The organism is Gordonia sp. B8661-1, from assembly GCF_059427765.1.
This window is the reverse complement of record NZ_JCAHRL010000004.1, coordinates 92737-115982: the sequence shown is the minus strand read 5'-3', so window position 1 is coordinate 115982 and position 23246 is coordinate 92737. Positions and strand designations below refer to the sequence as shown.

22 protein-coding genes and 1 tRNA gene are annotated in these 23246 nt (G+C 67.2%); 2 read left to right on the top strand and 21 right to left on the bottom strand.

Annotation, left to right across the window (positions count from 1 at the left end; all coding sequences use genetic code 11):
- Window positions 1–94: 94 nt before the first annotated feature.
- The 13 genes from AC4JJG_RS10615 to hpt all read right to left on the bottom strand — a co-directional run bounded on the left by AC4JJG_RS10615 (window position 95) and on the right by hpt (window position 12367).
- Window positions 95–895 carry a type III pantothenate kinase gene (locus AC4JJG_RS10615; RefSeq protein ID WP_495401139.1) on the bottom strand — a complete coding sequence of 267 codons (801 nt, stop codon included), beginning with the start codon at window positions 893–895 and terminating at the stop codon, window positions 95–97.
- A 2-nt stretch (window positions 896–897) separates the two neighbouring features.
- Window positions 898–1314: an aspartate 1-decarboxylase gene (gene panD, locus AC4JJG_RS10610; RefSeq protein ID WP_495401138.1), complete on the bottom strand. Its 417-nt coding sequence runs from the start codon at window positions 1312–1314 to the stop codon at window positions 898–900.
- A 3-nt stretch (window positions 1315–1317) separates the two neighbouring features.
- Entirely contained in the window at window positions 1318–2280 is a 963-nt protein-coding gene (gene panC / locus AC4JJG_RS10605) for a pantoate--beta-alanine ligase (protein ID WP_495401137.1), read from the bottom strand.
- On the bottom strand, window positions 2277–3284 hold the full coding sequence (locus AC4JJG_RS10600) for a Rossmann-like and DUF2520 domain-containing protein (protein WP_495401136.1): 1008 nt from the start codon (window positions 3282–3284) through the stop codon (window positions 2277–2279). Before AC4JJG_RS10600 ends, panC begins: the two co-directional genes overlap by 4 nt.
- Before the next feature lie 479 nt (window positions 3285–3763).
- Window positions 3764–3836 (bottom strand) — tRNA-Gln (locus AC4JJG_RS10595).
- Window positions 3837–4377: 541 nt separating this feature from the next.
- Window positions 4378–5772 (bottom strand): DUF6779 domain-containing protein, encoded by a 1395-nt coding sequence (locus tag AC4JJG_RS10590; protein WP_495401135.1) that lies wholly within the window; start codon window positions 5770–5772, stop codon window positions 4378–4380.
- A gap of 70 nt (window positions 5773–5842) precedes the next feature.
- The gene (locus AC4JJG_RS10585) at window positions 5843–6385 is read right to left on the bottom strand and encodes a DUF3180 domain-containing protein (RefSeq protein WP_495401134.1); all 543 of its coding nucleotides are present in this window, start codon (window positions 6383–6385) and stop codon (window positions 5843–5845) included.
- A complete protein-coding gene (folK, locus tag AC4JJG_RS10580; RefSeq protein ID WP_495401133.1) occupies window positions 6382–6948 on the bottom strand; it encodes a 2-amino-4-hydroxy-6-hydroxymethyldihydropteridine diphosphokinase in 567 nt (188 codons plus the stop codon). The genes AC4JJG_RS10585 and folK overlap by 4 nt, the downstream gene beginning before the upstream one ends.
- The gene (folB, locus tag AC4JJG_RS10575) at window positions 6945–7325 is read right to left on the bottom strand and encodes a dihydroneopterin aldolase (protein ID WP_495401132.1); all 381 of its coding nucleotides are present in this window, start codon (window positions 7323–7325) and stop codon (window positions 6945–6947) included. Before folB ends, folK begins: the two co-directional genes overlap by 4 nt.
- Window positions 7325–8257 (bottom strand): dihydropteroate synthase, encoded by a 933-nt coding sequence (gene folP / locus AC4JJG_RS10570; protein ID WP_495401131.1) that lies wholly within the window; start codon window positions 8255–8257, stop codon window positions 7325–7327. The genes folB and folP overlap by 1 nt, the downstream gene beginning before the upstream one ends.
- 19 nt (window positions 8258–8276) lie before the next feature.
- Window positions 8277–8939, bottom strand: a complete 663-nt coding sequence (gene folE / locus AC4JJG_RS10565; RefSeq protein WP_495401130.1) for a GTP cyclohydrolase I FolE — start codon at window positions 8937–8939, stop codon at window positions 8277–8279.
- Window positions 8940–9020: 81 nt separating this feature from the next.
- Window positions 9021–11411, bottom strand: a complete 2391-nt coding sequence (ftsH, locus tag AC4JJG_RS10560) for an ATP-dependent zinc metalloprotease FtsH (protein WP_495401129.1) — start codon at window positions 11409–11411, stop codon at window positions 9021–9023.
- Between the two features lie 356 nt (window positions 11412–11767).
- On the bottom strand, window positions 11768–12367 hold the full coding sequence (gene hpt, locus AC4JJG_RS10555; RefSeq protein WP_495401128.1) for a hypoxanthine phosphoribosyltransferase: 600 nt from the start codon (window positions 12365–12367) through the stop codon (window positions 11768–11770).
- A gap of 669 nt (window positions 12368–13036) precedes the next feature.
- Here hpt and AC4JJG_RS10550 point away from each other — a divergent pair.
- On the top strand, window positions 13037–13696 hold the full coding sequence (locus AC4JJG_RS10550) for a DUF8020 domain-containing protein (protein WP_495401127.1): 660 nt from the start codon (window positions 13037–13039) through the stop codon (window positions 13694–13696).
- 60 nt (window positions 13697–13756) lie between these two features.
- On the opposite strand, the gene tilS is transcribed toward AC4JJG_RS10550, so the two are convergent.
- From tilS to dacB, 3 genes are read right to left on the bottom strand one after another with little or no spacing between them, the layout of a single operon-like run.
- Window positions 13757–14704, bottom strand: coding sequence for a tRNA lysidine(34) synthetase TilS (gene tilS, locus AC4JJG_RS10545; protein WP_495401126.1), 948 nt, complete (start codon window positions 14702–14704; stop codon window positions 13757–13759).
- A complete protein-coding gene (locus AC4JJG_RS10540; RefSeq protein WP_495401381.1) occupies window positions 14683–15825 on the bottom strand; it encodes a zinc-dependent metalloprotease in 1143 nt (380 codons plus the stop codon). The genes tilS and AC4JJG_RS10540 overlap by 22 nt, the downstream gene beginning before the upstream one ends.
- The gene (dacB, locus tag AC4JJG_RS10535) at window positions 15825–17168 is read right to left on the bottom strand and encodes a D-alanyl-D-alanine carboxypeptidase/D-alanyl-D-alanine endopeptidase (RefSeq protein WP_495401125.1); all 1344 of its coding nucleotides are present in this window, start codon (window positions 17166–17168) and stop codon (window positions 15825–15827) included. Before dacB ends, AC4JJG_RS10540 begins: the two co-directional genes overlap by 1 nt.
- Before the next feature lie 204 nt (window positions 17169–17372).
- Between dacB and AC4JJG_RS10530 the strand changes: the two genes are divergently transcribed.
- On the top strand, window positions 17373–17885 hold the full coding sequence (locus AC4JJG_RS10530) for an inorganic diphosphatase (RefSeq protein ID WP_495401124.1): 513 nt from the start codon (window positions 17373–17375) through the stop codon (window positions 17883–17885).
- A gap of 99 nt (window positions 17886–17984) precedes the next feature.
- On the opposite strand, the gene AC4JJG_RS10525 is transcribed toward AC4JJG_RS10530, so the two are convergent.
- The 5 genes from AC4JJG_RS10525 to AC4JJG_RS10505 all read right to left on the bottom strand — a co-directional run bounded on the left by AC4JJG_RS10525 (window position 17985) and on the right by AC4JJG_RS10505 (window position 23218).
- The gene (locus AC4JJG_RS10525) at window positions 17985–19736 is read right to left on the bottom strand and encodes an MDR family MFS transporter (RefSeq protein WP_495401123.1); all 1752 of its coding nucleotides are present in this window, start codon (window positions 19734–19736) and stop codon (window positions 17985–17987) included.
- A complete protein-coding gene (locus AC4JJG_RS10520) occupies window positions 19733–20209 on the bottom strand; it encodes a MarR family winged helix-turn-helix transcriptional regulator (protein ID WP_495401122.1) in 477 nt (158 codons plus the stop codon). Before AC4JJG_RS10520 ends, AC4JJG_RS10525 begins: the two co-directional genes overlap by 4 nt.
- Window positions 20210–20396: 187 nt before the next feature.
- Window positions 20397–20552 carry a hypothetical protein gene (locus AC4JJG_RS10515; protein WP_495401121.1) on the bottom strand — a complete coding sequence of 52 codons (156 nt, stop codon included), beginning with the start codon at window positions 20550–20552 and terminating at the stop codon, window positions 20397–20399.
- 21 nt (window positions 20553–20573) lie between these two features.
- Entirely contained in the window at window positions 20574–21845 is a 1272-nt protein-coding gene (locus AC4JJG_RS10510; RefSeq protein WP_495401120.1) for a hypothetical protein, read from the bottom strand.
- Window positions 21846–21856: 11 nt separating this feature from the next.
- A complete protein-coding gene (locus tag AC4JJG_RS10505) occupies window positions 21857–23218 on the bottom strand; it encodes a lipase family protein (RefSeq protein WP_495401119.1) in 1362 nt (453 codons plus the stop codon).
- Between the last annotated feature and the right edge of the window lie 28 nt (window positions 23219–23246).

Here is a 23246-nt window from a genome sequence, read left to right as displayed (position 1 = left end):
ACACAGCGCGACAGCGCACATGCCGTGGCCGGGTACCTCCTCCGAGGTTCCCGGCCACCGGCGTTCTCGGGGAGATCGGCGACAATCGCCTCGCTCAGCGTCGGTTGCGCTGCGCGCGGACGCGTTCGTAGACGCGGCGCAGACCGTCGAGCGTGAGGTAGGGATGGTGCGTGGTGAGGGTCTCGCATTCGTCGTACATGAGCGGAGCGAGGAACCCGGTGGCGACGACCGTGACGTCGTCGGAGTCGAATCCGTCGACGGTGTCGCGGATCCGGTCGACGAGAGCGTCGATCTGCCCGGCGAAGCCGTAGAGGATCCCCGATTGCAGCGCCTCGGAGGTGTTCTTGCCGAGCACGCTGCGCGGCGGCTGCAACTCGACCCTGCGCACCGTCACGGTGTGTTCCGACAGCGCCTGGACCGCGAGGTTCACGCCGGGGGCGATCGCACCGCCCAGGAATTCCCCCTTGGCCGACACCGCGTCGACGACGGTCGCGGTGCCCAGTGCCACCACGATGCAGGGGCCCGGATAGTTGGCCTGCGCGGCAACACAATTCGCCACCCGGTCGGTGCCGACCTCCTTCGGATTGTCGACGAGCAGTGGCACGCCGGTCCGCACACCGGGTTCCAGAAGCACATGGTGGGCGTGCTCGAAGTAGCGCGGCACCATCACCCGCAACTCACGCAGCAGCGAGGGCACCGTGGACAACGCGGTCACCCCGGTGATCTGGTCCTGATCGTCGCCGAGCAGTCCGCGGATCGTGAGCGCCAGTTCGTCCGCGGTCATGTTGGGATCGGTGTGAATCCGCCAGTCCCGCACCAGGTGCGCGTGATCGCCACTACCGGCGAACACCCCCAGATGAATGTTGGTGTTGCCGACGTCGATGGTGAGCAGCATCGTCAGTGCACGAGTTCACGGGGGTCGAGCAGCCCCGAACCCTCCGGCGCACGGGCCGGGTCGTGTCCGGTCTCCTCCACGCGGTTCAGTTCGTCGACGAAGACCACCGACGGCGAATACTCGCGCAGTTCCTGTTCACTCAGGATGCCGTAGGCGATGATGATCACGAGGTCGCCCGGATGCACGAGATGCGCTGCGGCACCGTTGATTCCGATGACGCCCGAGCCGCGCTCACCAGCGATGACGTAGGTCTCGAGGCGTGCGCCGTTGTCGATGTCGACGATCGTCACCTGCTCACCCTCGAGCAGGTCGGCGGCGTCGAGCAGATCCTGATCGATGGTCACCGACCCGACGTAGTGGAGGTCGGCCTGCGTGACGCGGGCGCGGTGGATCTTGGACTTCATCATGGTGCGGAACATGGTCTACTCCTCAGTTCGGCCGGAGGTCGTGGTGTCGGAAGCGTCAGGGGCGCCGGCGAGGCGTTCGGGATCCCGGCCGCTGAAGCCGGTGCCGATGGCGACGCCGACATTGTCGATGAGGCGGGTATTGCCGATGCGCGCGGCGACCAGCAGTCGTCCGTCCCCCAGTTCGGGCGGTTCACCCAGGTCACGGCCGCGCAGCTCCAGGTAGTCGACGTCGATGCCGGGCTCGGCGTCGAGGACCGAACGCGCGACATCGAGGATGGCGGCCGGTCCCCCGGCGGCGGCATGCGCCCCCGCGGTGAGAGCGGCCGAGAGAGCGGTCGCGAGGTGCCGCTGGTCGTCGGTGAGGTACCGATTGCGGGACGACAGCGCCAGACCGTCGGCTTCGCGCACGGTCGGCACACCGACGATCTCGACATCCATGTTCAGGTCGGTGACCATCTGCTGGATGAGCACCAACTGCTGGTAGTCCTTCTCACCGAAGTACGCGGTGTTCGGCATCGTGATGTTCAGCAGCTTGCACACCACGGTCAGCATCCCGGCGAAATGCGTTGGCCGCGAGAGACCTTCGAGGATGGCGCCGGTGGGACCGGGCTGCACGGTGGTGCGCGGACCGTCGGGATACATATCCGCGGGCGTCGGGGCGAAGACCAATTCCACGCCGAGCGGCCGGAGCAGGGCGAGGTCGTCGTCGAAGGTCCGCGGGTAGGCGTCGAGGTCTTCGCCCGCACCGAACTGCAGCGGGTTGACGAAGATCGACACGATGACGATGGTGTTGCCCTTGGCTTTCGCGGCGCGGACGAGCTCCAGATGTCCGGCGTGCAATGCCCCCATGGTGGGAACCAGGACAACCCGTTTGCCCGCGCGGCGCAGAGCACGACTGATGCGCTGCATGGTGGCCGGGTCACGATGCACGGTGAGTTCACCGGGCACGAACGACTTCTCGGGCAGTTCGGTGGTCATGACGAGGCCTCCAGGATCTCTCGCACCGCTGCCGGGGCATCGGTGTAGCCGGCGGTCCGGGCGGCCATCACCCGGTAGGCGTCGACGAGTCGCGCCTGCACCCCCGGCGTGCCGGGCAGGGCGCCGAGTGCGGCGAGATGATCGGCGACGGCTTCGGCGTCACCGCGCGCGACCGGTCCGGTCAGGGCATCGGGCCCGAGTTCGAGCACATTCTGCAGAGCGGCGCCCACCAGTGGCGCCAGGATGCGTTCGGCGAGCCGGGCGCTGGTGCCGTCGACGGTCGCGGTGTCTCGGGCCGGGCCGTCGGGCCCGCCGTCGATGGCGGCGTCGAGTGCCCGCACCGCGTCGCAGATGAGCGTGACCAGATGATTCGCGCCGTGCGCGAGGGCTGCGTGGTAGAGCACACGGTCACATTCGGAGATGCGCACCGGTTCGCCGCCCATCTCGAACACCAGGGACTGCGCGATGGCGAAACCGATCTCATCGGCCGCGGTGACGCCGAAGCAGGCCTGGTGCAGCCGGGCGGTGTCCTCCCGCGCGCCGACGAAGGTCATCGCCGGATGAATGGCCAGCGGCATCGCACCCATGTCGGTCAGCGGTTCGAGGACCTCGACGCCGTGGGCGCCCGCGGTATGGACGACGAGGGTGCCCGGACGGAGGCGGCCGGTCGCCGCGATCTCGGCGACGACCTGATCGAGGGCAGCATCCGGGACGGCGATGACCAGCAGTTCGCAGCGACCCACCACCTCGTCGAGATCGAGGATCTGGGAGTCCGGAAGACGTTCGGCGACCCGCGCGCGGGCCGCTGCGGAACGGGCGACGACGCCGCCGACCACATGGCCTGCCTTCTCCAGAGCCTCGCCGAGAGCCGTGCCGACCCGACCGGCGGAGACGATGCCGACGGTGAGCCGCGCGGGAGCAGGCAGATTGGAGAGACCCTGCAGGTACGGGTCAGCAGCACCCGAGCCCATGCCGGGTCCACGACCAGCTGTCGGCGAGGTCATCACAGTCCTCCGAGTTGTCCGTTCCAGTCCCGACAGGCGACGATGCTATTCGCATCATGATCGCGTGCCCGGGTACCGGACGTTGCCTCCAAAGACTAAGCATTGCGGGGCCGCGCGGCCACATCCTGTGACCGGCCTCACCACAGCCCCACGGTCGATGCCGCGGGAGAAAGTTGTGGTGGCGCCGCTGAGAATATGCGGCACCTCCCGGTGGCCTTTCGACGGATTATCCGTTTCCCGCCTTTTCCACGACATTCCTGCCGTATCCACCACGCCCGGTCGGTTGGGCCGACCAGTCCTCATGCTGCGGGCCACTCCACCGATTTCGCTCCGCGCAGGGGTGTACGGCCCCTGCGGTGCACTACTCTCGCATGAACTCCCGGTCGCCTTGCGGGCTTCCGGCAGGCTCGGTTCCCTCGCGGGCCGAGCATTAGAGGCGCTTTCGCCTCGCAGCAGGGAAAGGCTTTCGCTTCTGTGAAGGCACAACGCCGGATTCGAACCGGCAACCTGTCGATCCAAAGTCGATAGCTCTTCCGTTTGAGCTAGTCATGCGGTGACCGAGGATGCGCTTTCCCTGAAGTTCCGTAACCTTTTGGGCCACAGAATGCTTCACACCCTCCGAGCGTTCGGATGTCGGTCCTACTGGCACTCTTCCGCCGAACCCGGAGTACGTCTCCCCGCGCCGACGGTCATGGAACACGCCCTTGGCTGACAACCTCGGACTGTCATTCCTCCTCTGCCGCAACGACACTCGTCATCCATCGGACCTCCCCGTCACGTACGGGGGTGGGGGTCACCGTATCGGCCTCCCCCGGTCCGACGACTCGCGTCGCCTGCCCCACCCGGAGGTGAGGCGACCGGCTCGGATTGCGTGAGGTACCACGATCTCTCGTGGCGACGGGCTGGTCGGCCCGCCTTTCCCCGGCTCACACCGGGCGATGCGTCACGCCGCAGAAGAAGAACAGTAAAGCCGGTGCGTCGGGGACGCAAGGGCTTAATTCGGATGAATGAGGGGATCTCGATACGCCCTCGGCCGGCGCCTCGGGCTACTCGATCGGCGGTTGAAGAATCCGCGTACCGGAACCGATGAATGTCAGTCGTTCCGCCGCCGACGACCGGCATCCTGGCTCTGCGACTGCCGAAGCTGGCTGAGCAGTTCGGACACCGGCAGACCCGCGGAGTGGGCATTGTCGTCGTCCTCGGCGCGGCGGCGCCGGCGGCCCGGTACGGACTGCGCGTCACCACCTTCGTGCCGGCCGAAACCCGCGAACGACGGCTGCTCCTCCGGCGATTCGGGGCTCTCGGTCCCGTCGGCGGAATCATCATCGGTGTGGGCATCCGGGGTGTCGGCACGCAACGGCGAATCGGGTGCGACGGCGCCGTACGCGAGGTGACCGGGCTCCGCCTCGTCGGTGGACTGCTGCTGCGACATGTACTGGCCGTAGCCGTAGGCACCGGCTGCGGCCGGTGCGGGAGCCTCGGCCCCGGGGTGCGCGGCGGGTGCGTCGCCGGCGGATTGCGCCGGCCATTCGTCGGTGGGTGTGTCGTCCCCGAAGACCACCGGCGGAACCGGCGATCCCGAGGCGGAGGGATCGGTGGCGACCGGATCGGCCTCCGCGTACTCGACGGTCTCCTCGACCTCGACCGACCCACCCTCTGCTCCCTGGCCGAAGGAGGACGGTTCGAACGGCGCCCAGGCACGGGTCTCGGGTTGCTGCGTCTCGGGCACCGCGACGGCCTCGACGACCTCGTCGTCGGCTTCCTCCGCGGGCACCTCGGTGGCGATCCGGCCGGAGATGGGGGCATCGTCGGAGATGATCGGGATGACCTCGGTCATCTCGTTCGGGTTGGTGTCCGGTGCACCGCGCCGGGCGTCCTCGAAGCCCGATTCACGACGACCGGGCTCGGGAGCGGTGGCCGCGAAGTCGCGGGCGGCGATCGCGCTGTCGTCGGTGAGGCCGAAGCGGGACGGGGAGTCGTCGTCCGATCCGTGGCGGTGACTCTGTCCGATGCCGGAGGCGAGCTCACGCAGCCGTTCACTCGGCAGCGCCACCCGACTGTCCGGCAGCGGTTCGCCGAGCAACATCTCGAGGCTGGATCGCAGGGCCAGAACCTGGGCCTTCAGGTCGGCCAGTTCGACATTCGACTCGTCGCGGATCTCCTTGCGGATGGTGGACTCGACGTCGAGTTCGTACTGACGGCGCGCGGCGATCTCTCGTTCGAGCTGAAGTTCGTACACGAGTCGCAGGTCGCGGCTCTTGGACTCCGCGGCATCGGCCTGCCTGCGGAATTTGGTGACCAGGATGGCGCCGATGACGGCCGCCCACAGAGCGGCGATGACGGCCAGGGAACCGGTGATCGACAGTTGGTCGGTGAACACCATGAGCACACTGGCCGCGAGGGCCAGGACGATCAGCAGACCCAATAACCATTGGCCAACCGATCGGCCGGCACGCCGGGACTCGGAGGAGCGGCCAGTAGAGGTCATGTGGGTGAACTTACCGTCTGCACGCGCCGATCTTGGCCAACCTGAAGCGGAGAGTCACGATTCTCCGTTCTCAGGCACGGCCGGGTGAGCCGTCTCCGATCGCGTCGTCGGTCGGATCGTCGGGTGCGCGGCAGCAGTACTCGAGCCACAGCGCGGCGGCCACGAGAAGGACGCCGCCGACGAGACCGATGATCGCTCCCGGGCGATCGTGATCGGCAGCGGCGAGGTCGTGCTGATTGAGGAGATAGACGAGTAGTCCCGTCCACACGCCGATGGCGATCGCGCCGAGAATGGCGGAGGCCTTGGCGAGCGCGAGCACGCGGGCGGCGGTCAGTGGATGCAGTTGCCCATGTGCCGGGCCGACATCGCGGGACGCCACCCGGGACCGCACGATGAACGCGATGACCACCTCGAGAGCCGCCAGGATGTACAACACGATCCCGGCGAGCAGCGGCATCGGCGGCAGGCTGCCGTAGTTGTAGCGGACCAGGATCCAGGCGATCACCCCGACCACCACCGCGATGACGGCGAGATCACGCACCCGAGTCGGACCGAGACCGGGCTCATCGTCGCCCGGGGGGCGAACATCGTGTCGTCGGTGCTGATCGGTCATCGCGCCTCCCGGCCTCGGCTTGTCGCACCACTGCCCCGACCATCGGCTGGTGGGTCGGCGACGGGCACCACCGCCGCCCGCTCGGCCGGATCGACGGCATCGATCAGGTCGGCCACCGCCCGCACGCCGTCCGGAGTCCAGAGCGTGGCGGCGGGGTCGATCTCCAGCCACGGCACCAGCACGAAGGCGCGCTGCGCGGCCCTCGGATGAGGCAGCGTCAGTACCGGATCGTCGGCGATCACCGGTTCGCCGTCGATGTCGACCGAGATCACGTCGACGTCGAGGGTGCGCGGTCCCCACCGGACCTCGCGGACCCGGTCGGCCTCCTGCTCGAGTTCGGCACCGACGGCCAGCCAGTCCTCGGGCGCTCGTGCGCCCTCGACGATCAGCGTGATGTTGAGGAAGTCGTCCTGGTCGACGCCGCCCCAGGGTGGTGTCGAGTAGATCCGTGACACGGCCACCAGATCGTCGGCGTACCGGTCGACGACGGCGGCCAGGTGCGCCACCCGGTCACCGATATTCGATCCGGCCGACAGCACGGCACGGCTGCGCTGCGTGGTCACCGGCCCGCCATTCCCTTGCGCGACCGGCGCGTCACCACCGCGACGTCGTCGAACTGCAGCGGTATCGGCGCGGACGGCTTGTGCAAAGTCACCTCGCACGCCGCGATGCGCGGGTCGTCGTTCATGATCGTCTCGGCCACCTCGGCGCCGACGACCTCGATGAGGTTGCGTGGCTCACCGGCGACGACGTCGTGGGCGAGCTGCGCGAGGTGGCCGTAATCGACGGTGTCGGCGAGGTCGTCGCTGTCCGCGGCCGCGGACAGATCGATCCACACCGTGATGTCGACGACGAAGTCCTGGCCGTCACGCCGCTCGTGATCGAAGACACCGTGATTGCCCCGCACCACCAGGCCGCGCAGTTCGATACGGTCCGCCATCAGCCGTCCTCCTCGCTCGTTCGCGGCACCTCGATGCCGTGCGCCGATCCGCGCCGCCCGCCCGATCGCCAGGCCGCCGCGACGGCCACCGCATCGCGGCTCGCGGCGACGTCGTGCACACGGACAGCCCACGCGCCGTGGGCCGCCGAGAGTGTGGAGATCGCGGCCGTCGCGATCTCCCGGCCGTCCGGTGCACGGGGTCCGTCGGCGTCGGCCAGCAAGGTGCCCAGGAAACGCTTTCGTGATGCCCCGACCAGGACCGGGAAACCCAGCCCGACCAATGTGGGCAGCGCATGCAGCAGCGCCCAGTTGTGCTCGCCGGTCTTCGCGAAGCCCAGTCCCGGGTCGAGCACGATCTGATCCGGATCGACGCCGGCGGCGACCGCGGAATCCACCTGTGCCAGCAACTCTCCGCTCACCTCGGCCACCACGTCCCGGTAGCGTCCGGCGTCGCCGATGCCGTGGGTGAACGCGTCGCGAGCGGCGCCGGCGGACTCCGCGACGGGTCGCCAGTGCATGAGAATCCACGGCACGCCGGCCTCCGCCACGACCCGGCCCATCGCGGCATCGGCGCGTCCTCCGGACACGTCGTTGACGATCGACGCCCCGGCCTCGATGGCCGCGACCGCGACCTCCGATCGCATGGTGTCCACGGAGATGGGAATCCCGGCATCGGCGAGACCGGCGATCACCGGAACCACACGCCGGGCCTCTTCTGCCGGGTCGACACGGGCGGCCCCGGGCCGGGTGGACTCGCCACCGATGTCGATCAGATCGGCACCGGCATCGATGAGTGCCCGACCGTGCGCCACCGCCGCGTCGGTGTCGAGGTACCGGCCGCCGTCGGAGAACGAATCGGCGGTCACGTTGATCACACCCATGACGAGACAGCGATCGGCGGACCGCGGCGAGCGGATCAGATTGTTGGGCATGCGGCGACGATCCGGCGGATCAGGTCCGCGAGATCAGATCGAGGGCCTCACCGCGTGAGACCGCGCTTGTCTTGAAGATCCCGCGGACGGCCGAGGTCGTCGTCGTGGCACCCGGCTTACGGATGCCACGCATCGCCATGCACAGGTGCTCTGCCTCGATGACCACGATCACCCCGCGCGGATCCAGACGCGACACGATGGCGTCGGCGATCTGACTGGTCAGCCGCTCCTGCACCTGCGGGCGCTTCGCGTACAGGTCGACGAGACGGGCGAGCTTCGACAATCCCGTCACCCGGCCGGACGTTCCCGGGATGTAACCGACATGCGCGACGCCGTGGAACGCCACCAGGTGGTGTTCGCACGTCGAGTACATCGGGATGTCCTTGACCAGTACGAGCTCGTCGTGATCCTCGTCGAAGGTCGTCGCGAGTACGTCGCTGGGATCGGTGTAGAGCCCCGCGAACACCTCGCGGTAGGCCTTCGCCACCCGGTGCGGCGTTCGGCGGAGACCTTCGCGGTCGGGGTCCTCGCCGACCGCGATCAACAGTTCGCGGACCGCGGCCTCGGCACGTGCCAGATCGAAGCGACCGCCCGCGTCGTCGACCTCGGGCTCGTCGCGCGGCGTACTGCCGTTCAACTGGTCGCCCGCGCCGTCGCGATTGTCGAGTGAGCTGATCGTCATCGTGTCTGATCCCGTCTCTCCGGGGTGGCGTCTCGGGTGGAGGTGCGTACGGCCCGTTGTGCACCGGGCCGTGCAACTCGCTTACGTCGTGGGACCGTCACCGCTGTCGTCGCGATGGCCGGTCTCGCCGTTCGGACCGTGCGGTGCGGTCCCGTTGGGGCCGGTCCCGTTCGGTGCCGCTCCGTTCGGGCCCTGCGGGGGTCCGTAACCCGGCGCCTGATGCCCCGGCGACTGTCCCGGTGTGGGAGCGGGTCCGGCAGGCGGCCAGCCCGGTGCCGACCAGTCGCGCGGTGCGCCGTAGTCGGGCCGCGTGCCGCCGGTCGGCGGCTGCGGCGGTGCGCCGTATCCGCCGCCGTACTGCGGCGGATATCCGGGTGTCTGTTGCGGCGGGTACCCGGGTTGCGGATACCCCTGCTGGGGGTGACCCGGCTGCGGATAGCCCGGATACTGCTGCGGCCCACCGGGGTTCGGGTAACCGGACGGATCCGGGGCACCCACCGGCACCGGCGGCTCGGCCGGTTCCGGCGGCCACGGCTCGCCGCGCTCGATCGCGAGTTCACCCGGCGTCTTCACCGGCGGCTTGTCGCTGGGGGTGCGGTCGCCGAAGTCGTTGAACGTGGTGATCCGCGGACGCTTCTCCACGCTCTCGAAGATCTTCTCCAGATCCTTGCGGGTCAGCGTCTCCTTCTCGAGAAGCTCGGTGGCCAGCACGTCGAGGACGTCGCGGTACTCCGACAGGATGGCCCACGCCTCGGTATGGGCGGCCTCGATGAGCCTGCGCACCTCGTCGTCGATCTCGCTGGCGACCTCGGAGGAGTACGACGCCTGATTGCCCATCGAGCGACCCAGGAACGGGTCACCCTGTTCCTGTCCGTAGTGCACGGCACCGAGTTTGGAGCTCATGCCGTACTCGGTGACCATGGCCCGCGCGATCTTCGTGGCCTGATCGATGTCCGAGGACGCACCGGTCGTCGGCTCGTGGAAGACGAGTTCCTCGGCGGCCCGGCCACCCATCGCCATCACCAGGCGCGCGATCATCTCCGACCGCGTCATCAGGTCCTTGTCCTGCTCGGGCACCGCGAGCGCGTGACCACCGGTCCGGCCGCGGGCCAGAATGGTGACCTTGTAGATCGGGTCGAGATCCGGCATCGCCCACGCCGCGAGCGTATGGCCGCCCTCGTGGTAGGCGACGACCTTCTTCTCGTGCTCGCTGATGATGCGGCTCTTGCGGCGCGGACCGCCGATGACGCGGTCGACCGCCTCCTCGAGCATCTCGGCGGTGATGGTCGTCTTGTTCTCGCGTGCGGCGAGCAGCGCGGCCTCGTTGACGACGTTCGCGAGGTCGGCGCCCGACATGCCGGGCGTGCGCTTGGCGAGACCGTCGAGGTCGGCGTCGGAGTCGATCGGCTTGCCCTTGGCATGCACCTTCAGGATCGCGCGGCGGCCCGCGATGTCCGGGTTACCGACCGGGATCTGGCGATCGAAGCGGCCGGGACGCAGCAGTGCCGGGTCGAGGATGTCGGGGCGGTTCGTCGCGGCGATCAGGATGACACCCGAGCGGTCGCCGAAACCGTCCATCTCGACGAGCAACTGGTTCAGTGTCTGCTCACGTTCGTCGTGGCCGCCGCCGAGACCCGCGCCGCGCTGCCGGCCGACGGCATCGATCTCGTCGACGAAGATGATGCACGGGCTGTTGGCCTTGGCCTGCTCGAACAGGTCGCGCACACGCGAGGCACCGACACCGACGAACATCTCCACGAAGTCCGAACCGGAGATGGTGAAGAACGGCACACCGGCCTCGCCCGCGACGGCCCGCGCGAGCAGCGTCTTACCGGTACCGGGCGGACCGTAGAGAAGAACGCCCTTGGGGATCTTCGCGCCCAACGCCTGATAGCGAGACGGATTCTGCAGGAAGTCCTTGATCTCGTAGAGCTCCTCGACGGCCTCGTCGGCGCCCGCGACATCGGAAAAGGTGGTCTTCGGCATGTCCTTGGACAGCTGCTTGGCCTTCGATTTGCCGAAGCCCATGACGCCACCGCGGCCACCGCCCTGCATGCGGTTCATCACGAAGAAGAACAGGCCGAACAGGATGATCATCGGCAGGATGAACAGCAGGATCTGCCAGAAGGCCGACTGCTCGTTCACGTTCGTCTGGTAACCGGCGCCGGTCGCGGTGACCGAGTCGAAGACCTGCTCACCGGCCTGCGCCGGGTACTTCGCGCTGATCTTGTCGGACGTGGTGCCCTTGTCGTCGATCGCGATCGCCTTCTTCAAGGAGATCCGCAGGGCCTGTTCACGGTCGTCGATCTGGACGAACTCGACATTCGACTTCTTGTTGAGTTCGGTGAGAGCCTTGTAGGTGTCGACGGACCGGAACTCGCGCCCGCTGTCGCGCATCGCGCTCCAGCCCCACAGAGCAGCGACGATCAGCACCACGATGGCGAGGTTTCGGAATACTGCCTTACGATTCATGCGTGTTGGTGGAGGTCGCGTCGGGTGGCGATGAGCACCCCGCGTCCGTTCCCACTGTCCTTTCCCGTCGACCTGGTGGCTGTGCGCGCCTCTTTAGAGGCTACCGGTCAACGAACGACCGGGAGAAACCGTTCCGGTTCTCCTGATCGAGCAGGTCGAGGCGCCGGCCCTGCCGCTGATCGAGCAGCTCGCAGCGCCGGCCCTGCCGCAAGGTCGAGGCGCCGGCCGAGAACGTCTCGAGATCTCGATACACGACCTCGCCTGGCGGCTCGGTCGCTACTCGATCAGCGTGGGTCACCAGCGGATCGGTCGCTACTCGATCAGCGGAGGCACACGACAGCGTGTGATGCGCAGGTTCAGTGCTCGTACACCGACGGACGCAGTCGGCCGATGTAGGGCAGGTCACGGTAGCGCTCGGCGTAGTCGAGGCCGTATCCGACGACGAACTCGTTCGGGATGTCGAAACCGACGTCGGCGACCTCCACGGGCGACCGCACCGCCTCCGGTTTCCGCAGCAGTGTGCACACCTCGAGCGATCGCGGCGAACGCGTCGCGAGATTGCGCATCAGCCAGGACAGCGTGAGGCCGGAATCGATGATGTCCTCGACGATCAGGACGTCGCGGCCGGCGATGTCACGATCGAGGTCCTTCAGGATGCGCACCACACCGGACGACGAGGTGGCCGAGCCGTAACTCGACACCGCCATGAACTCCATCTGGGTGGGGATCGTCAGGGCGCGGGCGAAGTCCGTCATGAACATGATGGCGCCCTTGAGAACGCCGATGAGCACCAGGTCGTCGGCGATGCCCGCGTACCGCGCGGCGACCGAATCGGCGAGTTCGCGAGTCCGCTGCCGGATCTGCTCCTCGGAGATCAGCACGGCTTCGATGTCGTCGCCGTAGGGGTCGGTGCCGTGGGGCGCGATCACGTTGTCCGAAGGCTCACTGGGCTGCACCCATCTAGCTTGGCATGACTGCGGCGTCACGGGAATTACCGCCCCTTGTGCGCCGATTGCCCCGGAACCGCCCGGGAGCCTGAATCGCACCAAAGGTTGCGCTTTGACGCGCCGCCCGCGTCGAAGTGCAACCTCTGTTCGTCGGCTATCCGAATGAACAACATTTTCACCTGTTTTTCCCACACAAAACCACACCGCAGCACGGGCCTGCCCTGTCACGTGCCACTGAAATCACCGGCATACCACTGATTTCCGGCGAACACACGAGTCACATGCGCACCACAACCCGTGAATACTGCTGCGGTACAGCAGCTTCCGACCACTCTCGATACGTTCACCCAACCTTCACGCTCTTGAATTCTGAGTTCAATGCGTACGGTATTTGTGTGCAGCCTGCCGATTTGCCAAGCCCGAGAACAAATTTCGTCGTTCATTCACACGCCGAATGATTTGCGTTGCCCCTGCATTCTGCTTACGTTGGCTGCGTCGGGGACGTGAAACCGCATCACTTGTCACACAGAGCTGTCGTGTTCGGGACCAAGGGATGAGAGCCCCATCCGCCCGTGTGCGGACCGAGACATCACGGAAGGTCACTCCTTGCATCCGACATCGATGAGCCGCCGCACGCCGAAACGCCTTGTCACAGCAGTCCTCCTCACACTGCTGGCCATGGCCTCCGTCCCGGCATTCGCCCACGCCGCCCCCAAGGCAGCCACACCTCCTGTCGGATACGAGGTGTCCCGCGCAGGTGGCGACGTCCGGATCGCGGTGACGAATGGCACGATCACACTGGACGACAACCGGTTGTCCATCCGCAACAAGGCCGGTGCCACGGTGTTCGGGATGCCCCTGAACTACCGGCTCGAGGACCGTCAGTTCCCGATCAAGGCACGCAGCAGTGATCACCGGGCAGTGCTGACCCCGGTCACCGACAAGCGTCAGTCCACCACGGTCGCGCCTGCCGAGGTCGCCGGCGTGCGCAAGGTAGCCGACAAGCAGATGAGCCAGTGGGCCGAACCGCGCACCAAGCGTGAGCGCGACGATCAGGCACTCGCCCGGTTCAACCAGCAGATGAGCGCCGGTATGACGGTCAGCTCCATCGTCGCCACGACCGTGGGCGCCGTGGTCGGTGGCACCGTCGGCTGCGTCCTCGGTCTGCCGTTCTTCGGGGTCGGCTGCATCCCCGCGATGCTCGCCGGTGCGAGCGTCGGTTCCATCGGCGGACTGATCATCGGCGGTGGTGGCACCCTGATCAATTCCGGAATGCAGTACTTCAACACCATCAACTCGCCGTTCAAGGCGCCGAAAAAGGACAAGCCGCGACGCTGATCACGGCTCTTGAGGGGAGGGAAGCGCCCGGTGGCAGTCAGTGCCCCGGGCGCTTCTCGTTCAGCGGGGTTCCGCACCGACGATCAGATGTCCGTCGCGCACCTCCACCGTCGCGCGATGCTCCGGGTCGCCGCCGATGGCGACGCGCCCGGTCACCTCTCCGGTGACCAGACCGTCGACGGCGTTGATCAGCCGTGCCGTCGGTTCGGTGGCGCCGACGTCGCGCAGCCAGGCCCGCAAGGCCCGCGTGCGTAGGGCCACCGGCGCCTCACTCAGCGCCGTCACGGACGGGCCGGGCGGCTTCTCGGCACGCTCCCGAAGTTGCAGCGCGAGGGCATCGAGCGCGTCGTTGTCGGCCCGCACGCCCCGTGCCGTCCGCGTCAGGGCCTCGACGACGCCACCGTGCAGTACCTCGTCGAGTAGCGGCATCACCTCGGTGCGCAGCCGGACCCGGGTGAAGCGCGCGTCGGCGTTGTGCGGGTCGTCGTACGGGGCGAGCCCGAGTTCCGCGCAGGCCGCCACGGTGACCGTGCGACGCACATCGAGGAACGGTCGGCCCCAGGGTGCACGCCAGGGCCGCATGCCGGCGATCGAACGGGCACCCGAACCGCGCGCGAGGCCGAGGAGCACGGTCTCGGCCTGATCGTCGGCGGTATGTCCGAGCAGCACCGGCCGTCCCTCACGCGCCCGATCGAGCGCCCCATACCGCGCATCCCGCGCAGCGGCCTCCAGCCCACCGGGCCCGGACACCTCCACCCTGATCACCGCGGCCCGCGCACCGAGACCTTCCGCGGCCGTCGCGGCCTGTGCCGCAACATGATCGGAGCCGTCCTGGAGCTGATGGTCGATGATCAGCGCGTGCACGTCGAGTCCGGCGCGCACGGCGGCAGCGGTGAGCGCCAGCGAATCCGGGCCGCCCGACAGACCGACACACACCCGCGCGTCGTCCGGGAGGTACCGGCCGGCGAACGAGGTGACCGCGCGGGTTACAGCACCCGTCGAATCCACGCGCGCGGCTCGTCGATTTCGTCCGGACGCGGCATGGTCTCGGCCGACGTCCAGATGGTGTTGAACGCCTGCATGCCGACCTCGCCCACCACGGCATCGACGAAAGCCTTGCCGCGGATGTACTGCGCCATCTTCGCGTCCATCCCGATGAGCGCACGAATGATGCGCTGCACCGGATTTCGCGGCGCGGTCCGTCGTTTGTCGAAGGCCTCGCGGATGGTGGCGACGGTGGGTACCTGCGCCGGTCCCACCGCATCCATCACGTGATCGGCGTGTCCCTCGAGCAGGGTGCCGAGCATCATCATCCGGTTGAAGGCGTCGAACTGCTCGGGTGTCTGCAGCAACTGCATCGCACCGATGACACCCTTTTCCCGCGGCTTGCCACTCCGGATCGCGGACGTGATCCGTTCCAGCACTTCGGCACTCGACTCCCCCGCGTCGGAGGTGAGGGTGGCGATGTTGTCGACCATGTACTGGCGCAACCACGGATTCGCGGAGAACTGCACACGGTGGGTCACCTCGTGCAGGCACACCCAGAGCCGGAAGTCGCTGGGCACCACGCGAAGTGCGCGTTCCACCGCAATGATGTTGGGCGCCACCACCATCAGCACGCCGGGCTCACCGGTGTCGGGGTCCGGGGTAAACGGATCGTATTGTCCGAGAATCGCACCCGAGAGAAAGGCCAGCAGGCCACCGGCCTGCAACCCGGCCACCTTCGACGACACGCCACCCAGCAGACCCGAGCCAGAGTCCGCTTCGCTCCCGGCGCCGAGCCGATCCGGCCCGCTCGCTTCGCTCCCGGCGCCGAGCATGGACTGCATGGACTGCGCCGCCGCATCCACCCACTCCTTGCGGTCCAGGATGCGGGTCGTCGGCACTCGGAGTCCGTCGGCCAGTCCGGTGACCTCGCGGACCGGGGCTTCCGCACGTGTGGCGGCGTCGGCCAGTTCCGCGTAGGTCGCATCGAGGGTGTACTGCGTGGTCTTCGGACCGGGCCTGGACAGTTTGCGGCCCGTCGCGGCGGCGAACGACCAATCGATGCGGTCCCCGATGCCGTCACCGGGATCCGGGCTCACACTCGCATCGGCGTACGACGCGCCGTCCATCGGCGTCACAGCCATCATCGGCACCCACACTTCCTCAACGCTCCGGCCACGGCGTCCATGGCCGGTCGGGCATCCGCGGGAGAGGTCCCGCCGGAGATCAAGGCGAACGACAGGATTCGTCCGTCCACGGTCTGCACTATGCCGGTCAACGAACTCACACCGGTCAGGGTTCCCGTCTTCGCCCGCACCCAGCCGGCGCCCGGATTGGTCTCCGGGTCGAAACGATCGGCCAGCGTTCCGGTGCCCGCGGCGACCGGAAGACCGTCGAGCAGACCACGCAGCGCGGGTTGCGACGGACCGGCCACCGACGACATCAGCTTGTCCAGCACCGCGGCGGGAACCAGATTTCCGTACGAGAGCCCCGAACCGTCGCGCAGTGTCACGCCGTTCATGTCGAAGCCGTGCGCCGCCAGCGATTCCTTGCGCGCCGTCACGCCGCCGGCGATCGTCGCGGGCCCGCCCTTGGCGGTCGAGAGTTCGATGGCGAGCGTTTCGGCCAGCACGTTGTCGCTGAACCGCATCATGTCGTTGACCCGGGTCGCCAGCGGCGCCGACTGCACCGAGGCCACCACACGCGCATCCGCGGGAGCGGTCTCCTCGGTGACCGGCGCATCGACGCCGAGTGCCTTCGCCAGTGCGCGGCCCGCCGCGAGCCCCGGATCGTCCACCCGCGGCGAGAACTCGTCGAGGGGATCGATGCGTCCGCCGTCGGCGATCAGCGACTCGATCGGGGTGATGTCGCCGCCCTCGATGTCCCGCTTGTCCCAGGTCTTGTCCATCGCGGGTCCGTCATACGCGCTGAGATCCACCGCCACCGACGTGACCGGCACGCCGGACTTGCGCACCTGGGCGGCGAGGTCCGCGATACGCGGCGCATCGGTGTAGAAGGTCTGGGCGCCGGTCGGCTGCGCCGACAACGTCGGATCACCCGCACCCTTCACGATCAGCCGGCCGTCGCTGCCGACGACCACCGACGTGGTCAACCGCTTGTCCTGCGGCATGTCCAGAAGCGCCGCCACCGCGGTCAGGATCTTGGTGTTGGAGGCCGGGGTCCGCGGCTGATCCGGCGACGACGACCACAGGGTCGTCCCGGTGAGCACATCGCTGACCTGGCCGGTGAAGCGTCCCAGTGCCGGATTCCGTACCGCCTTCGCGATCGCGCGGCGCACACCCTCCGGGGTCGGTTCCGGAGCATTCGCCGCGACCGGCGTGAACTGCGGCGTCATCGTGATGGCCGCGGGGCGGGGCGGGATACCCGGCGGCAACTCGTCCTCGCGGTCCAGATACAGCGCAGCGCCCAGTGCGCCACCGCCGATCAACGCCAGAACCACCACGGAGATCACCGTCCACAGGAGCATGCGCCGCCGTGGGCGACCACGCCGTGTCCGCCCTTCCCCGTGCCGGGATGATTCGCGACGTGCTCCCACTGCTCCTCCGGACGCCGGGGTCGTCTGCCCCATGGCTTGAACTCACAGTATCGTTGAGGCGATCTGCGCAGGCGATGTGACGTCGTCGGCCAGCACCCAACGACATCCACCGCGACACACCAGCCAGGAGGAACCGTGGAATTCGATGTGACCATCGAGATCCCCAAGGGCAGCCGCAACAAGTACGAGGTCGATCACGAGACCGGGAAGATCTACCTGGACCGGTACCTCTACACCGCGTTCGGCTACCCGGCGGACTACGGCTACATCGACGGCACCCTCGGCGAGGACGGCGATCCGCTGGACGCCCTCGTGCTGCTCCCGGAGTCCGTGGTGCCGGGCGTCATCGTCCGGTCCCGCGTGATCGGCATGTACACCATGACCGACGAGGCCGGCGGCGACGACAAGCTGCTGTGCGTCCCGGCGGGCGACGTCCGCTGGGATCACATCCAGGACATCGGCGACGTGTCCGAGTTCGAACTCGGACCGATCTCCCACTTCTTCGAGCACTACAAGGACCTCGAGCCGGGCAAGGAGGTCCAGCCCGGCGGCTGGGTCGGCAAGGCCGAGGCCGAGAAGGTCGCCCAGGAGGCCATCGCGCGTCTCGCCGAGCATCCCGAAGAGGCCAACGAGCCCTCTCGCGGCTGATCTGAAGTACTGCTGCCGACAACGTCCTCCTGAGACCGGTCCGAGGGCACTACGCCCCCGGAGGCCGCTCAGGAGGACGTTGTCCGTTGTGCAGCCGGGTCAGTCCTTGGCCAGTTCGGGCGTATCGTCCTTCGGGTCCGGTCCAGCACCGGTTTCGGGACTGCCGATCGGCCGTCCGGTACGCAGGGGCAGCTCGCGCCAGGTGACGGTGCCGACGATGGCCAGCAGCGAGATGATCGACACCGTCAGGAAGACCCGGTCCATCGAGTCGGCGAAGCCCTCCTCGATCGGGGACGCCAGCTCACGCGGCAACTTCTGGATCACCGAGGTGTCCGACATGACGGACTCCGACGACGAGCCGGCCTGCTCCGGATTCCGTGCGGCCTCGAGGAGACCCTTCGCGAATCCGCTCACCTGCGGATCGTCGTCACCTGCCGCCCGCATGACCGCCGCCCGATACTCCGGAGACTTCGCCGCCTCCATCATCTCGTTCTTGATGTTGGGGCCCATGAGCGAGAACAGCATCGAGAAGAAGACGGCCACACCGAGCGTGCCACCGATCTGGCGGAAGAACGTCGCGGTGCCGGTGGACAGCCCCATGTCCTTGGGCGGCAGGATGTTCTGCATCGCCAGGGTGATCGGCTGCATCAGGTTGCCGAGGCCGAAGCCCAGCACCAGCGAGAACAGCATGACCAACCACACCGGCGTCGACGTGGACACCAGGTGCAGCAGGAACGTGCCGACCGTGATCAGCACCGAACCGATGATGGTGAATACCTTGTAGCGTCCGGTGCGCGAGATCATCTGGCCGGACACCACCGACCCGGTCATCAGCCCGAGCACCATCGGCAGCATCTGTAGGCCGGCCACCATCGGGCTCGAGCCGCGCAACACCTGGTAGTACTGCGGCAGCATCGAAATGGCGCCGAACATCACCGCACCGATGACCACGGAGATCACGATGCCCTGGGCGAACACCCGATTCTTGAAGACCCGCAACGGGATCAGGGCGTTGTCGCCCATCCGGTGCTCGATCCAGACGAAGATTCCGATGCCGACGATGCCGATCGTGTAGCAGAGCATCGAGAGTCCGGAACCCCAGCCCCAGCTGCGGCCCTGCTCGGCGACGATCAGCAGCGGCGCCACCGCGACCGCGAGAGCCGTTGCACCCCAATAGTCGACGCCACCGCCGGCGCCCTTGTTCTGGTCGTAGTTCAGCACCCGGTACACCACGATCAGGGCCACGATGCCGATCGGCACGTTCACCAGGAAGACCCAGCGCCAGCCGGAGATCCACAGGATCGACGACTGACCTGCGAAGAGCCCGCCGAGTACCGGGCCGAGCACGCTGGACGTGCCGAACACGGCGAGGAAGTAGCCCTGGTACTTCGCACGTTCGCGGGGTGGGACGATGTCGCCGATCGTGGTCAGCGCCAACGTGAACAGTCCGCCGGCACCGAGGCCCTGCACGGCACGGAACGCCGCGAGCTCATACATCGATGTCGCGATGCTGCACAGCAGCGAACCGACGACGAAGATCGAGATGGCAAGCAGGAAAAAGGGTTTGCGCCCGTAGAGGTCGGATACCTTGCCGTAGAGCGGGGTGACGATGGTCGAGGTGACCAGATAGGCGGTGGTGACCCACGCCTGCATGTCGTAACCCTTGAGGTCGTCGGCGATGGTGCGGATCGCCGTCGACACGATGGTCTGGTCGAGCGCGGCCAGGAACATGCCGATCATCAGACCGCCGAGGATCGTCAGGATCTGACGATGGGTCAGGCCCGCACCCGCGGTCTCCTGTGCATCCGACCGCTGGGCACCCGACTGCTGGGCGTCCGACTGCTCCGTCATGTGTCCGTCCTCCCGCCGTCCTTGCCCGTCGGGCTCAGGACATCCTCTGCCGCGCCGACGAAGCGATCGAGCAGCGTTGTCAGCGAATCCATCTCGTCGTCGGTCCAGCCCGCCAGGGCGTCCTGCATGGCCAGCCGACGCGACTCCCGCATCGACTCCACGCGCTCCCGGCCCGCGTCGGTGATGACTAGCAGTGTCGCCCGGCCGTCGTCGGGATCCGCCTCCCGCCGGACGAGACCGAGTTCGACCAGTTGTGCCACATGGCGACTCACGGTCGACGGGTCGGCGTACAACGCCTCCGCGAGGTCACGCGAGCGCATCGCCTTACGATCCAGATGAAAGAGTCCCCGCAGTGCGGCCGTCTCGTATTCACCGTCGACCGACCGCACCATGGCGTGCACGACGCGATCCCGGAGTCGCACGTAGCGCGACAGAACCTCGAACAGACCATCCACCGACTTCGCGGCGACCATGCGCACCTCTCCACACGTGCTGAATGCAACTAGTTGCCGTACTCAACGAGTTGGTCCCGCAAGTATGGAGTGCGGGAAGTCCCCGTGCAACAAGGAACATCCCGCCGTGCACCCGGGCCCGAAACGACGAACCCCGACGGTCCGCCCGGAAACCGGGCGACCATCGGGGATCGTGACGTATCAGCGGTCAGCGGAGTCCTGCGACGCCCGCCAGTCCCTGCAGTACCGCGCCGATGTTGGCGGCGGCACCCCACGAGAACATGTAGGCGACGCCGTTGAGGAACGCCGGCCCCACGATCTTCGCGACCTCGGGGTCGAAGGACAGATTTCCCATGGTGATCATTCGAATTCCTTTCGGTGTGGTCTAGGAGACCGTGACCTTGGTGCTCGCGAGCGCGTCGGTGAGGATCTTGTCCAGGTTGTAGATCGGGCGGTGGCTCTCGAACTGCTGCTCGTAGGGCACCTTCATGGTCGCGACCAGTTCACCCCAGCGGTTGTCGACCATGTTCTTGTAGCGCGGCAGCAGTTCGGTGGTGACGTACTGCCAGCGCATGTCGAAGACCGACCAGTCCCAGTCGGCGATGGGGGTCTGCACCGACACCTTCCGACCGTCGGGCAGACGGCCCTTGTAGGTGAAGGACTTGAAGTCGCGGAGCGCGGGAACGCCTGCGATGGACGGCGATCCGGCGAGGGTCATCGCGTAGGTGAGCGACGAACCGACACCTGCCGACTTGCGGTAGTTGCGCACGTTGTCGAACTGCCACCCGACGACGTTGTACTGTTCGCGGCGCAGCAGGGTCGCGTTGCCCGAGGCGATGCGCGACTTGTCGCCCGAGGCGACGTCGCGCCAGGCCGCCATCACGGCGTCGTCGATGATGCCCGCGGTGCGGAACTCCTGCACACCCTTCATGCCGTCCTTCACGTATGCGACGTGCATCGGCATGAGGTCGGAGAAGATCGCCTTCTGCATCACCAGGATCTGCTTGGAGAACCAATCCAGATCGGCCGGCGTGATCTTGTCGGCGCTGTACGCGAGATTCCGGAAACCGGCCGGGAATTCGTTGATGATCCCGGGACCGGCCGCCGCGACGGCCTTGTCGATGATCTGGGCCGCGAGCGGCTGCAGTCCGTGAATCGAGTAGATGTCACCCATCATCACCACGTCGGCGATGCCGCCACCGAAGTCCGCGCCGACCAGGCCCGCCATACCGGCCCACTGCAACTCGCGGTGGTTGATCTGCAGGTCCTCGTAGTACCGGTAGCTCTTGATCATGTTGGAGCGGTTGGCCTTGAAACCGTTGTCCGGATTCCAGGACCCCAGATTGATGCCAGCACCGGTGGTGGCCTGAGCCAGGCGGTACTGGAAGAGCAGGGCCGCATAGCGCTGCGGCGCAACACCACTCGACCGAGCCTCGTTGATGAGCCGGTTCAGCGTCGCGAAATCGGTTGGCAGGGCACGGTTCACACCGCCGCCGTGCTTGTCGGCGAACCGGTTGGTCAGCGGCAGATCCAGATAACGCTCATAGCCTGCCGCCCGCGCGGGTGATGCGAACGCGATGGAACCGACCACCATACTCGCGATCACCAGTAACAACCCGGCGAGCCGGGTCACCGACGATGATGGACGTGCTTTCATTCTTTTCCCTCTCATGAACCGAGTTCGGTCGCAAGCCAATCCACCGTGTGCATACCGAAGAGCTCGGTACCCCACTTGTAGAGATCGGTGACGAATGTGTCTATGCCACATTGCAATCCGTAATACTGCGCATCAGTGCCCATCTTCGCCCACCGGCTCACCAGCTTCTTCGAGTCCGACGCCGGGGTCACCACCATGAAGGAGTCGTCCGACGCGCAGGAGGTGACCAGGACCTTCGACCGCGGACGGTCTCCGAGGCCGATCGTGTTGGCGCGGTAGACATGCTGGAACTCGGGCATATCCGCGGGCGGTATCCCCCTGGTGAACATCGCCCGCATCGGCAGGAACGGCGTACTGAAGTAGGCATAGGTCTGACAGCTCGCCCGGAAGTAGTCGGCGAGCACCCGGCCTGCCGGGTTGAGGTGAGCGTTCATCCGCATCTCCGGATACTGGGCCTCCAGGCCGAGCAGGGTCGCCATGACGAACCCCGAACCCAGCTGTCCGTCAGCGAATTTGATGAAGTTCTTCTGGTCGGCGGCGAGCGCCTCCAGCATCGTCGCCTTGATGTTGAGTTCCGGCGCGTACTTCTCGTGCATCTCGGCGGCGAATCCCGCACCGACACCACCGCCGGCGACCCCGAACATGCCCACCGGATTCCGCGGATTCAGCTCGGCCTCGCGCACCTGATAGGCGGAGCGAATCCCGTCCAGCAGAGCCTTCGCGGCGAAACGTCCGGCGAAGACCCCGTGCGGACGCGGATCCGCGTCGTTGCCGACATCGGAGATCACCACGCCCAGACCGCGATTCCACATCAGGGCGAGCGGACCGATCGCCGACCAGGCCGACGCGTCGCCATATGCTCCGCCGCTCCACTGGGAGGACGGGTGGCACTTCGGCCCGACCGAGTCGTTGGCTTCCTGGTACGCAACAAGTCTGCGTGTGCTGTTGTCACGGCCGTCGCGCGGCAGCATGACCACGCCGGTGGAGATCATGTTGCGGCCGCGCACGTCCTGCGTGACGTACATGATCTTCCAGGCGTCGATGTTCCCGGGCTTGAAACCGGTGAACAGCACGTCGAAGCGCTTGGCCTTCAGCAGCGTTCCGGGCTTGACGCCGGCAGGCAGCTTCGGTTCCGCGTAGAACGGGTCGGTGGCGGTCAGGCCGTCGAAGTTCTCCTTCGGGGTGGCATTCCGGCCGTCCCGGAAGGTGCCGAGCGCAAATCCGCTGAACACCTCGGACGACTTCGGCACGTCGAGCGGCACGCTCCCGCGATATGTCGGAGGAGTGTCATCGGCCAGGGCGACGGCAGTCGGCCCCGATACCGCAGCCACGCACGCCGCGACGAGCACAACGAATCCACGTTTGATTCCCATTGCAGCGCAGTCCTTCCATGGTTCGCAC

What these genes read in the sequence shown, in the direction of transcription:
- AC4JJG_RS10615 (WP_495401139.1), bottom strand. Translation starts at nt 895, where the DNA reads ATGCTGCTCACCATCGACGTCGGCAACACCAACATTCATCTGGGGGTG.
- panD (WP_495401138.1), bottom strand. Translation starts at nt 1,314, where the DNA reads ATGTTCCGCACCATGATGAAGTCCAAGATCCACCGCGCCCGCGTCACG.
- panC (WP_495401137.1), bottom strand. Translation starts at nt 2,280, where the DNA reads ATGACCACCGAACTGCCCGAGAAGTCGTTCGTGCCCGGTGAACTCACC.
- AC4JJG_RS10600 (WP_495401136.1), bottom strand. Translation starts at nt 3,284, where the DNA reads ATGACCTCGCCGACAGCTGGTCGTGGACCCGGCATGGGCTCGGGTGCT.
- AC4JJG_RS10590 (WP_495401135.1), bottom strand. Translation starts at nt 5,772, where the DNA reads ATGACCTCTACTGGCCGCTCCTCCGAGTCCCGGCGTGCCGGCCGATCG.
- AC4JJG_RS10585 (WP_495401134.1), bottom strand. Translation starts at nt 6,385, where the DNA reads ATGACCGATCAGCACCGACGACACGATGTTCGCCCCCCGGGCGACGAT.
- folB (WP_495401132.1), bottom strand. Translation starts at nt 7,325, where the DNA reads ATGGCGGACCGTATCGAACTGCGCGGCCTGGTGGTGCGGGGCAATCAC.
- folP (WP_495401131.1), bottom strand. Translation starts at nt 8,257, where the DNA reads ATGCCCAACAATCTGATCCGCTCGCCGCGGTCCGCCGATCGCTGTCTC.
- folE (WP_495401130.1), bottom strand. Translation starts at nt 8,939, where the DNA reads ATGACGATCAGCTCACTCGACAATCGCGACGGCGCGGGCGACCAGTTG.
- ftsH (WP_495401129.1), bottom strand. Translation starts at nt 11,411, where the DNA reads ATGAATCGTAAGGCAGTATTCCGAAACCTCGCCATCGTGGTGCTGATC.
- AC4JJG_RS10550 (WP_495401127.1), top strand. Translation starts at nt 13,037, where the DNA reads ATGGCCTCCGTCCCGGCATTCGCCCACGCCGCCCCCAAGGCAGCCACA.
- AC4JJG_RS10540 (WP_495401381.1), bottom strand. Translation starts at nt 15,825, where the DNA reads ATGGCTGTGACGCCGATGGACGGCGCGTCGTACGCCGATGCGAGTGTG.
- dacB (WP_495401125.1), bottom strand. Translation starts at nt 17,168, where the DNA reads ATGCTCCTGTGGACGGTGATCTCCGTGGTGGTTCTGGCGTTGATCGGC.
- AC4JJG_RS10525 (WP_495401123.1), bottom strand. Translation starts at nt 19,736, where the DNA reads ATGACGGAGCAGTCGGACGCCCAGCAGTCGGGTGCCCAGCGGTCGGAT.
- AC4JJG_RS10520 (WP_495401122.1), bottom strand. Translation starts at nt 20,209, where the DNA reads ATGGTCGCCGCGAAGTCGGTGGATGGTCTGTTCGAGGTTCTGTCGCGC.
- AC4JJG_RS10515 (WP_495401121.1), bottom strand. Translation starts at nt 20,552, where the DNA reads ATGATCACCATGGGAAATCTGTCCTTCGACCCCGAGGTCGCGAAGATC.
- AC4JJG_RS10510 (WP_495401120.1), bottom strand. Translation starts at nt 21,845, where the DNA reads ATGAAAGCACGTCCATCATCGTCGGTGACCCGGCTCGCCGGGTTGTTA.
- AC4JJG_RS10505 (WP_495401119.1), bottom strand. Translation starts at nt 23,218, where the DNA reads ATGGGAATCAAACGTGGATTCGTTGTGCTCGTCGCGGCGTGCGTGGCT.